The organism is Methanobrevibacter sp., from assembly GCF_045577275.1.
Lineage (GTDB): Archaea > Methanobacteriota > Methanobacteria > Methanobacteriales > Methanobacteriaceae > Methanobrevibacter.
The window spans coordinates 1-10,991 of the sequence record NZ_JAZNIB010000071.1 but is presented as its reverse complement, the minus strand read 5'-3'; the positions used below and the strand labels follow the sequence as shown (position 1 = coordinate 10,991).

Here is a 10,991-nt window from a genome sequence, read left to right as displayed (position 1 = left end):
GATTTTATTAAAAGAAAATTAAGGTTTAATTAGAAAATAAAGAACAAAATGATTGTTAAATGAGAAATAAACCCTTTAAAACTTAAATAAAAAATCATTACAAAAATAACCTAATTAAGTTTAAAAATGATGGAAAATCCGTGCAAACAATAGACAAAATAGTAAAAAAAAATTAGTAAAAAAAATAAAAGAAAAAATAGAGAAAAATTAAAAAATATTAGGAAGTTTAACCATTATTTGTATTCACTTGAGGTGTAGTTCCACCATCAGAACCTCCACCATCGGAAGAACCTCCATCATCAGAGGAACCACCATCAGAACCTCCACCATCGGAAGAACCTCCGCCATCAGAGGAACCACCATCAGAACTTCCATCAGAATCTGGAGTTACTGGAGTGTTGGATCCACTATCAGAGGATGAGCCTCCTGAGGAAGAAGAGCCTGAATTACTGGAAGGTTGATAATTACTTCCACCAGAATAACTTGATGAACTGGATGAGCTAGAACTAGCATAAATTCCATCATCATGATATGAATTATCTGAAGTACTTGTTAAATTCTCTGTAATATTAGTTTCATTAGTTATATTTGTTTCATTTGTCATATTTGTTACATTTTCCTGTGAATTTAGGAAATCCCAATTAGCATTGCCACCAGTCAAGTAAAGAAATCCTGCGACAACTGCAGCAATAGCAATCAAGATAAGTAACAAAACTATAATTTTATTTCCGGTATCGATTGTATCACACCCATAGTTTAGATAAATCAATAATAATAAATTTATTATATATTCTTAATATTTAATTTTAAATCATATAAATATTTTTATAAATTTTTTAAAAAAAAAGAAAATAATCTAATAGAAATTAAAAAAAGAAATGAAAAATAATTTTAAAATTAAAAAGAATAATAAAAAAATGAAATAAAAAAAGAAGAAAAAAATAAAAAAATAAAATAATGAGATTTTAACCCTTAAAGATGATTAATCTCATTAAAATACAAAATATCATCACATATAACATCAAGCAAGTCCTTATCGTGACTTACTGCCAATATGCCAATATTATTTGCTTTACAATGCTTGATAAGTGCCTCCCAGATCTGTACCTGTGTTACAGCATCCAACATAGTACTTATCTCGTCTGCAATGATGAATTTTGTCTCAGGATTAAGAGCCCTTAATATACTGAAACGTTGTAATTCCCCACCGGAAAGTTCACTTGGCCAACGGGTTAACCAATTATCCTTAAGACCAAAAGTGTCCTTCAACTCTTGTGGAGGAATCCATGATTCTCGAAGCACCTTTTCCATTTTCCATTTAGGATTCATGGTTTTCTCAGGATGTTGGAAAATCAATTGAACAGGGTCAAAGCCTTTTCTATCAATAGCACTGCCATCAATAGTTACTTCTCCAGTATAGTGAGTGATATAACCAGCCATAACTTTACATAAGGTACTTTTACCACTACCACTGTCTCCCATCAATCCAATTATCTGATTACTGTTAAGAGATAATGAAATATCTTTTAATATAGGTTTATTTTTATGATATGAAAAAGTGATATTTTCTGCCTTAAGCTCCATCATTAGCCTCCTCATCATTAACTTCTTCAGCAATTTCTTCTGTAATAGGCTCTTCTATAACTTCCTCAGAAACTACTCCATCCACAACTTCCTCAGAAACAGAATCTTCAACAGGAGCCTCAGAAACAACTTCATCTACAACTTCTTCAGAAACAGAATCTTCAGAAACAGCTTTATTGAAATTAAAGCATCTAATCATTGCACCATCATGTTCAATAAGTTCCGGTTTATTATTTGCACATTTATCTGAACTGATTGGACAGTTCTCATAATAAGGACATCCTGCAACTTCTTCCAATGGTTGGACACCTTCAGTTAATTTGAAACCGTTATGAGGCAATGCATCCACTAAAGCTTTAGTATATGGATGCAAGAGATTTTCAGAATTGATGAAGTTTTCAACCTTATTGATTTCAATTACATAACCTGAATAGAATATTGCAATCCTATCTGCAGTCTTTAATGCCACATCAATTTCGTGGGTAATCAATAGAACTCCTTTTCCTTGCTCTTTTAACTTTCTGATATCCTGAATAGTCTCTTCAACACTTTTTGAATCAAGACCAGGTGTAGGTTCATCAGCAATCAACAAATCAGGGTCATTTAATAAAGCTGTAGACAGCAATACTTTTCTTGCCATTCCTCCAGACAATTCAAAAGGATATAAGTCATCTACACTTTCATCCAATCCATATTTTGCAAATACTTCTCTTTGCTTTAACTTTTTCTCTTTGCGCTCATTATCATCCTTACATTCACCGACAGCTTGCTGGGATACCTTCATAAGAGGGTCTAAGAAATTTACAGATTGAGGTATCAGACAGATTTCCTTACCTCTAATCTTTTCCTTCTTCTCTTGGTCTAACACTTCCCCTTTATATTTTACTTCACCGGTTACATGAGCATTATAAGGCAAAATGCCTAAGATGGTATGTGCTAAAAGACTTTTACCTGAACCACTGGAACCTAATACTGCAACGATTTCACTTTCTCCAATATCAAGAGACAAATCAGATATTACTTTAAGATCATGCCTATTAAGTCCTTGTACATATTGTGTAAAGGATATTGATAAATTATTTACTTCTAATAATTCTCCCATAATACCACCTATCTAATTATTTGCCTCTCCAGGATCAAGTAAGCGTTTTAAATTATCTCCAATAATATCAAAGAGCAATACTACAATCAACAATGCAAGACCTGGGAAGAATGCTAACCACCAAGCGCCCATTGCAAGATATGACATTGATTCGGAAAGGATAATACCAATAGCTGGCTCGTGTGGTGATAGACCAAATCCTAAAAATGTTACACTTGCTTCGTGCATGATTGCATGAGGGAATACCAATAAGGTTCCTACAAATATTTGAGATAATACTAAAGGCAAGATATGCTCTTTTGCAATCCATAACTTACTTTTGCCTAATCTATTAGCTAAAGCAACATATTCGGATGTATTGATCTGCAATACTTCAGCTCTAAGTACCCTTGTTAAGTTAACCCAGTGTGAAAATGCTACAGCCATAATTACACCGAAGGCACCTTTACCTAATGCAATGGATATCATCATGATCAACAAGATATGAGGAATTGATGCAAACAAATCAATTAACCAAGATACGAATTCATCAAACCATTTATTGACACTTGCAACAAATGCTAAAATGGTAGCAATGAAACTGGAAATTATTGATGCACCGATACCGATTACAATACTTAAGCTTAAACCTTTTATTGTACGGATAAACATATCCCTACCCATCCAATCAGTACCGAAAGGATGTGAAAATGAAGGGGCTTGCATTTTCATAGTGAAATCGGTAGGTAAATTAGCGTCAATCATCCATCCGCAAATGAAAATGACAAATAAGACAAGTCCTGTAAGACCAATAGTCAAGAGTGTCTTTTGCCTTAAGTTCAAGGAACTGAATAAACCCTTATTATACCATGGAGTCTCACTCATCATCTTCACCTCTTAATCTTGGATCCACATATTGATAGATTATATCTGCAATAAGGTTTCCTGCAAATACAAAGATGGTACTTATGATTACAATACCTAATAATAATGGAACATCAGACCTTAAACCAGCAGCTACAGTAGCTTGTCCGATTCCAGGGTATGCAAATACTTGTTCTACAAGAATGGTTCCACCAAACAATTCATTGAATGACATGAATTGGATTGTGATTGCAGGAATCAATATATTTCTTATACCATGATTTTTAATAATTCCCCAGAAGCTTTCACCTCTAGCTTGAGCAAACAAGAAATAATCGCTTTTTTTAACATTGATAAGTTTGTCTCTTGTATACATAGTAAGAGAAGCGATTCCTACAATACTTAAGGTAAATGCAGGAAGTATCAACCTGTGCAACCATTGCCAGAATGTTACAGTGTCTGCTAATTGACCAATAGGAACTGAAAGTCCGATTGGGAACCATCCAAGGTATACTGAAAATACCATAAGCAATACTAAACCTATCCAAAAGGTAGGAGAAGATTGCAAAATGTAACAGTAGGTTTTAATAACCTTATCTATCCATGTACCTTCTTTGGCACCTGCAAGTACACCTAATAAGAAACCAAAAATTCCGGATATAATCCAGGAACTTACCATAAGAGTTAATGAAGCAGTGAATTTCTGTACAATAACTTCTGTTACAGGAACTCTATAAATCAATGAGAAACCCATACTTCCAGTAGCTAAAGTTGAAAGCCAACCCATTACTCTTTCACCTAAAGATAAATTAGTTCCCCAATATTCTCCCATAATAGCTAATTGCTCTTGACTGACAATTCTTTGGCCAAGATAAGCTCTTACAGGATCAATAGGAGATAATTGTATCATTATAAAGCTGATTGCTGCTATAACGATTAATAAAATCAGTAAGCGCACAGCCTTTAAACCTAAAAATTTAGCTAATTTTTTGCTATTAATTTTAATCAACCCATATACTCTATTAAAAAAATTAGAATAATAAAACTCTTTAAAAACCTAATCATTAAATCCTTAATGAATTACTAAAAAACTCTTAGATAATTAAATTCTTAAAGAATCAGTGAAAATCATAAAATAATTTAAAAATTATTTAAGAATTCTTTAAAAACACTAAAAAACTCTTTTAAAAATAATTAAAAAATTATTTAAAGAATCCTTTAAAATCAAAATCAAAGAATTCTTTAAATAATCTCATAAACTTTTAAAAATATTAGAATAATTAAAAATTATTTAAAAAATGATTTATTGAAAAATAAACCATTTTTATCTAAATAATTTTTTTAAGTTAACTGCATTGTTAAGATTATTTATGCAGTTTAACTTGCAGTTTCATTTATACGTTTCCAATCGTAGATGTTACCCCAAATGTCTCCACCGTGTGGGTAGATAAGGTGAGTACTGTTGGAAATGTCTAAATCATCACTTACGAAGTAAGTGTAGTCCATAGTACCGATCCATAAGAAAGAGTTCTGTGAGGTAGCTTTCTTAGCAGCTTGAGACCAAGTGCTGTAGGAAGCGTCTGCAGGTTGAGCCATTGCAGTGTCAATTAATGCATCTACAGAAGAGTCATTAAGTGCACCAGGGTTGTCGTAACCGACAGCTGCTACTCTGGAATCGTATTGGTGTTCAATTTCGAATGGGTCTGCAGAACCGAATCCCCATACTACTCCTTGACTGTATTTGTTAGGATCGATGTCATCCCAGCTTGCACCTTGTGGGGTGATTTCAATACCTAATTCTTTAGCTTGTTCTGCTACAGTTACTGCAATTGCTTGTCTTTCAGTTGCGGATGCTTTGTAGTATACATCAAAGGCAGCTTTTTGACCGTCTTTTTCTCTGATACCGTCACCGTCAGTGTCTTTCCATCCAGCTGCATCAAGAATTGCTTTTGCTTTGTCTACTTGACCATCTTTGTATCCAGCATCAAATGCCCATGGTAATTGGTCAGCTACACCGGTGTAGGAAACGTTACCGTATCCGTTTAATGCACCATCTATTAATTCTTGTCTGTCAATACCAATAGCTAATGCTTGTCTGATAGCTGGGTCTCCGGTTACATTGTTACCAATGGTAATGTTATCTTCACTTAATTTACCGGTATCCATTTGAGTTGGTAAGGAAATACCACGTACGTCAATGGAATCAAAGTATTCCATGTGGTAACCGTCGATTTCTTCATCAGCATAGGATACAGCTACTTCAGCAATGTCAACATCTCCGTTTTTAACTGCTGCAAATGCTGCATCAGGATCAAGGAATAAGTTAGTGATTTTGTTGAAGTAAGGTTCTTCACCATAGTAATCAGGGTTTTTCTCTAAGATAAATTGTTGACCTTTATCCCATTGAGCTAATTTATAAGGTCCGGAACCAATTGGATTTTGACCATAACTAGCATTGTCATAGGTAGCTTCAGGAACAATACCTACGTCAGTTAATTTGTTAATGAAAGTGGAATCTGCTTTATCGAGAGTGAAAATTACTTTGTCACCATCTGCTTTAGCTTCTTTCATTGAACTTAAGTCTGCTCCTTCTCCTAATTCTTTTGCAGTGTTATAGGAGAATGCTACATCTTTAGCGGTTAATTTGGAACCATCGGTGAATTTTACGTCATCACGAATGGTTACAGTGTAAGTTTTCAAATCATCAGATATACTATAATCAGTTGCCAAGTCGTTCACAAATTCATTGTCAGCATTCCTTTTAAGAATGGTACTTTGAATAAGTGGTTCTGTACCAGAATCGTGGTATCCCCAACCGTGCATTGGGTCAAAACCAAACTCCGGTTCTTCTCCGTGAGCTGCTACACAAGTGATTAACTCATCAGGAGCGTGTTCAGAACCTCCTGTTAAAAAGTCAAAGAAACCTGCGGAAGCTGAGCCCACACTGATAATTGCAATTAATGCAATTACTGAACAAATTAAAATCTTTCTATCCATATAATTCCTCATTAAATACTTTAAGAAATAAAAGTAACATCCACTGCAGTATTACAATTTTATAAAATATTCCTACAAAAGTAATACTAAATTATAAAAAGATATTACAATTATAAATTACATTTTAAAGTATATAAATGTAATACCTAATTAAAAAAAAGTATTACTTTTTTGTAAAAAAACAAAGAAAAAGTAATAAAAAAGTAATAAAAACACGTCAAATAATTAAAAAAAGTAATAATCAATGATAAAATTATAAAGAACGATTATAAAACATTAATATAAATTAAACAATGAAATATGAAAAAATGAAAAATAAGTAATAAAATAATAAGAAATATAAGAAAAATTAAAAAAGTAAAAAAGTAAAAAGTAAAAAAATTATTCTTTTAAGTATTCACAAACCTTTTCACCTGCAAACAAGCATACTTCCACACATGGAGACTTATCGTCACCATCTTTTGAAATGTATCCGCAGGTAACAGATTCGTATTTGTCCTTAAAGTCATTAAATAACTTTTTAGAAGCTGCAACTATTTCTTTTTGATCATCACAAATAAGACCTAAAGCCATTATTGCACCGGTTACAGCACCACAGGTTCCTTCTGAGAAAGTTCCTCCGATTCCACCAGAGAAACCTTTACCTAAACGAATTAGATCAACATCATCAAATCCTGCAACTTCACATATTCCCATAAGGGTTGCTTGTGAACAGCTGTAATCCTCTCTGTATTCTTCAATCTTCTTAACTACTTCTTTAGAATCCAAATCCATATTAATCCCTCATAACTGATTATATCAATTTTTAAATAAAACAAATTATTTTAAAACATTGTTATAATTAATATAGACTTTAATATTAATAAATTTTTATAAATCTATCTAAAATAGCTTAAAAGATAATAAGGATATAAAAATAGTGAAAATAGAAGAATAAATAAAATAAAAAAAAATGAAAATAAAATGAAAATAAAATGAGAATAGAAAAATAAATTAAAAAAGAAAAGACTAGTTGTGATAAGCTTCACAACTTTGTCTATCTAATGCATGCTTATGGCTATGCATATGTTTTATTCCACTTTCAGTATTGATCTCATCAATTATCTTAATACCTTTGTGAGAATGGGAATGCTCCCCATCATTGTGGAAATGATAATGGGAATGTTCAACATTCTTAGTATCTATCTTTTTAATTGAATCATCAAATTTTCTGTCATATAACAATGCTGCATTCAATACAACAAGACAAGATCCTGCATTGTGTACAATAGCACCAGTTACAGGATTTAATAATCCTAAAATAGAACAGACAATAGCTGCTGCATTGATTGCCATGGACATAATTATGTTTGCCTTGATTGTAAACAAGGTTGAATTTGAAAGCTTTTTAAGATAAGGGATTTTACCGATGTCATCACCTAAAAGTGCGATGTCTGCCGCTTCAATTGCAACATCACTACCAACAGATCCCATCGCTACACTTACATCAGCAGTTTTAAGTGCAGGTGCATCATTTACACCGTCTCCAATCATACAAACCTTTTTGCCCTCAGATTTAAGCTTTTCAATCCAAGCAAGTTTTTCCTGAGGAAGCAAATTACCATATACCTTTCCAATTCCAACTTGGGAAGCAAAATAATTAGCAGTTTCAGTATTATCTCCTGTAAGCAATATGGTTTCAGTTCCTAAATCATGCAAGTTTTGAATCATATCTTTAGAATCTTCACGTATTACATCAGACAATCCGATTAAACCTATTATCTCCCCATTTAATGCAACAATAATTGAAGCTTTACCTTCATGTTTCAATTGATTCAATTGAGAATCAACATTGACATCGAAGTTATTTTCAGACAAAAATTTGGAGTTTCCTGCATATACCTGACCAAAAGAATTTTTACAACTTACCCCTTTTCCAGGATACATTTTAAAGTCTTGTGGTTCGTCAATATCAATTTCTGCATCTTTTGCTTTTTCAACAATAGCTTTAGCCAATGGATGTTCACTTAATTTCTCACAAGACGCAACTATCTTTAAGACATCCATTTCATCCAAATCATCTTTCAAGGAGACAATATCTGAAACTGCTAAATTACCGTAAGTCAAGGTACCAGTCTTATCAAACACTAAAGTATTTAATCCGCCTAATGTTTCAAGTGCTTCACCTGATTTGATAAGCACACCATATTTTGTTGCCTGACCAATAGCTGCCATAATGGCTGTTGGTGTAGCAAGTATTAATGCACATGGACAAAATACTACAAGCACTGTTACTCCCCTTTCAATATTGCCTGTAATCAACCAGGCTGCAATTGCGATTAATAATGCTACAGGAACAAGCCATGTTGCCCATTTATCAGCAATCCTTTGGGTTGGAGCCTGTTTTTCATCAGCGGCCTTTACAAGGTCAATTAATTTTTGAAGTGAGGAGTTTTCACCTAAACTGGTTGCCTTAATATCAATTGCACCATATAAATTTATGGTACCACAGAATACTTCATCCCCTATTTCCTTATCAATCGGCAAGGATTCACCAGTCATAATTGATTGGTCAAGAGATGAACTACCTTTTATAATTTCTCCATCCACAGGTACGCTTTCACCAGGAAGAATTCTTAAAATATCTCCAATCTTAATCTCATCTACAGAGATCATTTCTTCCTTATCATCAACAATTCTCCTACCTGTTTGCGGAGTTAAATTAATAAGATTTCTTAAACCTTTTTTAGCTCTTTCTACAGTCCAGTCTTCCAAAAGAGCACCTAAGGCCATGATCCATGCAACTTCACCTGCAGCAAATATCTCACCAATGAGTAGTGATGCTACCATAGCTATTGCAATAAGCAGTGCAGATGAAATCCACTTTTCACGAATCAATCTGGTCAAAGCCAATAATAACATTGGAATACCACTTATTATTACCGCACCCCACGCAGGGTTTAGGTAAATTGGTGTGTCTATTCCAAGTATCATGAAAATAACAGCAATTGCGAGAAATATAGCTGAAATAATGGTCATTTTTAAACCAAATAAGAAATCAATTATTTCATCAATCATATAGACACCTTCTTTGAAAATTTTTAAAATTATTTACTAAAAATCAATAAGTATTACTTTTTTGTAATTTTTTGTATATTTAGTATTACTATTATTAAATATATTCAAAGATTAATATAAATGTTATTACTTTTTTGTAGATTTTAGGGTAAAAAGTATTACTTTTAGAAAAATTTATAAAAAAAATATGAAATAGTATTACTTTTTTGGTGTTTTTCATAGGAAAAGTATTACTTCTTAAAAAATTCTAAAAAAAATAATAAAAAATAGATAGAAGAAAACATGTGAAAATATTAAAAATAATAAAAAAAGATTAAAAGAATAAAAAAAGAAAAAAAGAGATTAAAAATATAAAAATCCCAATTAACTAATCTTTCTAATTAAAACAGAAGTATTGTTTGTTTTTCCTCTAGGAAGCAACATTACTTCCTGATGGAATCCTCTTGTATCTTTTTCAGTCACTGGAGAATAAAGAATAGCTCTCATACCAGTATAGGTCCTATAAAGAACAGGAGTCTTCTCATCAACAACTTCCCAAACATTAGCGAATACCCTGTCTTTAGGTTCAGCAAATGCCGCAATCATCAAAATATCATAATCCAAATCAGCGATGGTCTTTTCATCACCGGTAATAATCTCGATTCCATCATCAAGATCCAATCTTTTCAATACTTTTCTAGACAATTCAGCAACTTCTTCGAATTGTTCAATTCCAATACATTTACATCCTGTAACCATACGGAACATGATTAAGGTTAGTGGAAGAGGACCGCTGCCTAAAAATACAAATGTCTTGTCTTCATTAAACTTAGCCAATTGCCTTTCATTATCTATAAGTCCAATGTATCTGTCATAGAAATGAAATGAATCCAAAACAGCCTTAGGATCATCAGATTCCAATATCTTTAAAGCATTCTCCCTTTCTAATCTTGCTCCAATATATACATAAAACTTACGAATCAATTGCAATGCCTTATTCATCTTTTCATCATCAAGAATATGTTTTGCAGAGTCAAAATCTATTTCCTTATCGTGAGCAATCACTTCAATTTCATCCAATACTTTAGTAATCTCTTCAATATCTGTACTGTCTAAAGCATTTATACCTTCATTATCCAAATCACCAAAACTTGAAAGTTTATCAGCGATTTCCTCTATTTTGCCCCAATATTTGTAGCAACTCATTTTTTCACCAAAATAATTTTTAAAGAATATCCGAATTAATTTGTTTCATTAATTTTTAAATTAAATAATATAATTCTTATTTTAATAAGTATTCTATATGTAGGCATATATAAAGTTTCACTAAATATTGAATTAATTTATTAAAATTAAATTGATTATTTGTTTAAAAATAATGGTTAAAATGTTAAAAAAAGTAATAGAATATAAAAAATAATAAAATAAA

The 10,991-nt window shown here is 32.2% G+C and carries 9 protein-coding genes; all 9 read right to left on the bottom strand.

Features of this window, described 5'->3' with window-relative positions:
• Positions 1 to 226 precede the first annotated feature (226 nt).
• The 9 genes from ACKI67_RS02475 to ACKI67_RS02435 all read right to left on the bottom strand — a co-directional run bounded on the left by ACKI67_RS02475 (position 227) and on the right by ACKI67_RS02435 (position 10,768).
• Positions 227 to 700 (bottom strand): hypothetical protein, encoded by a 474-nt coding sequence (locus ACKI67_RS02475; RefSeq protein WP_407461817.1) that lies wholly within the window; start codon positions 698 to 700, stop codon positions 227 to 229.
• 272 nt (positions 701 to 972) lie between these two features.
• Positions 973 to 1,584 (bottom strand): ABC transporter ATP-binding protein, encoded by a 612-nt coding sequence (locus ACKI67_RS02470; RefSeq protein ID WP_407461816.1) that lies wholly within the window; start codon positions 1,582 to 1,584, stop codon positions 973 to 975.
• Entirely contained in the window at positions 1,574 to 2,686 is a 1,113-nt protein-coding gene (locus ACKI67_RS02465) for an oligopeptide/dipeptide ABC transporter ATP-binding protein (protein ID WP_407461814.1), read from the bottom strand. The genes ACKI67_RS02470 and ACKI67_RS02465 overlap by 11 nt, the downstream gene beginning before the upstream one ends.
• Before the next feature lie 12 nt (positions 2,687 to 2,698).
• The gene (locus ACKI67_RS02460; RefSeq protein WP_407461813.1) at positions 2,699 to 3,550 is read right to left on the bottom strand and encodes an ABC transporter permease; all 852 of its coding nucleotides are present in this window, start codon (positions 3,548 to 3,550) and stop codon (positions 2,699 to 2,701) included.
• Positions 3,543 to 4,529 carry an ABC transporter permease gene (locus ACKI67_RS02455; protein ID WP_407461818.1) on the bottom strand — a complete coding sequence of 329 codons (987 nt, stop codon included), beginning with the start codon at positions 4,527 to 4,529 and terminating at the stop codon, positions 3,543 to 3,545. The genes ACKI67_RS02460 and ACKI67_RS02455 overlap by 8 nt, the downstream gene beginning before the upstream one ends.
• Positions 4,530 to 4,906: 377 nt before the next feature.
• The gene (locus ACKI67_RS02450) at positions 4,907 to 6,526 is read right to left on the bottom strand and encodes an ABC transporter substrate-binding protein (protein ID WP_407461811.1); all 1,620 of its coding nucleotides are present in this window, start codon (positions 6,524 to 6,526) and stop codon (positions 4,907 to 4,909) included.
• A 381-nt stretch (positions 6,527 to 6,907) separates the two neighbouring features.
• On the bottom strand, positions 6,908 to 7,300 hold the full coding sequence (locus ACKI67_RS02445; RefSeq protein WP_407461810.1) for a C-GCAxxG-C-C family protein: 393 nt from the start codon (positions 7,298 to 7,300) through the stop codon (positions 6,908 to 6,910).
• Between the two features lie 234 nt (positions 7,301 to 7,534).
• Positions 7,535 to 9,583 carry a heavy metal translocating P-type ATPase gene (locus ACKI67_RS02440; RefSeq protein ID WP_407461809.1) on the bottom strand — a complete coding sequence of 683 codons (2,049 nt, stop codon included), beginning with the start codon at positions 9,581 to 9,583 and terminating at the stop codon, positions 7,535 to 7,537.
• A gap of 363 nt (positions 9,584 to 9,946) precedes the next feature.
• Positions 9,947 to 10,768, bottom strand: a complete 822-nt coding sequence (locus tag ACKI67_RS02435; RefSeq protein WP_407461808.1) for a nicotianamine synthase family protein — start codon at positions 10,766 to 10,768, stop codon at positions 9,947 to 9,949.
• Between the last annotated feature and the right edge of the window lie 223 nt (positions 10,769 to 10,991).

Excerpts from the sequence above, each read along its gene's own strand:
- ACKI67_RS02460 (WP_407461813.1), bottom strand. The coding sequence starts at position 3,550 with ATGAGTGAGACTCCATGGTATAATAAGGGTTTATTCAGTTCCTTGAAC.
- ACKI67_RS02450 (WP_407461811.1), bottom strand. The coding sequence starts at position 6,526 with ATGGATAGAAAGATTTTAATTTGTTCAGTAATTGCATTAATTGCAATT.
- ACKI67_RS02470 (WP_407461816.1), bottom strand. The coding sequence starts at position 1,584 with ATGGAGCTTAAGGCAGAAAATATCACTTTTTCATATCATAAAAATAAA.
- ACKI67_RS02440 (WP_407461809.1), bottom strand. The coding sequence starts at position 9,583 with ATGATTGATGAAATAATTGATTTCTTATTTGGTTTAAAAATGACCATT.
- ACKI67_RS02435 (WP_407461808.1), bottom strand. The coding sequence starts at position 10,768 with ATGAGTTGCTACAAATATTGGGGCAAAATAGAGGAAATCGCTGATAAA.
- ACKI67_RS02445 (WP_407461810.1), bottom strand. The coding sequence starts at position 7,300 with ATGGATTTGGATTCTAAAGAAGTAGTTAAGAAGATTGAAGAATACAGA.
- ACKI67_RS02465 (WP_407461814.1), bottom strand. The coding sequence starts at position 2,686 with ATGGGAGAATTATTAGAAGTAAATAATTTATCAATATCCTTTACACAA.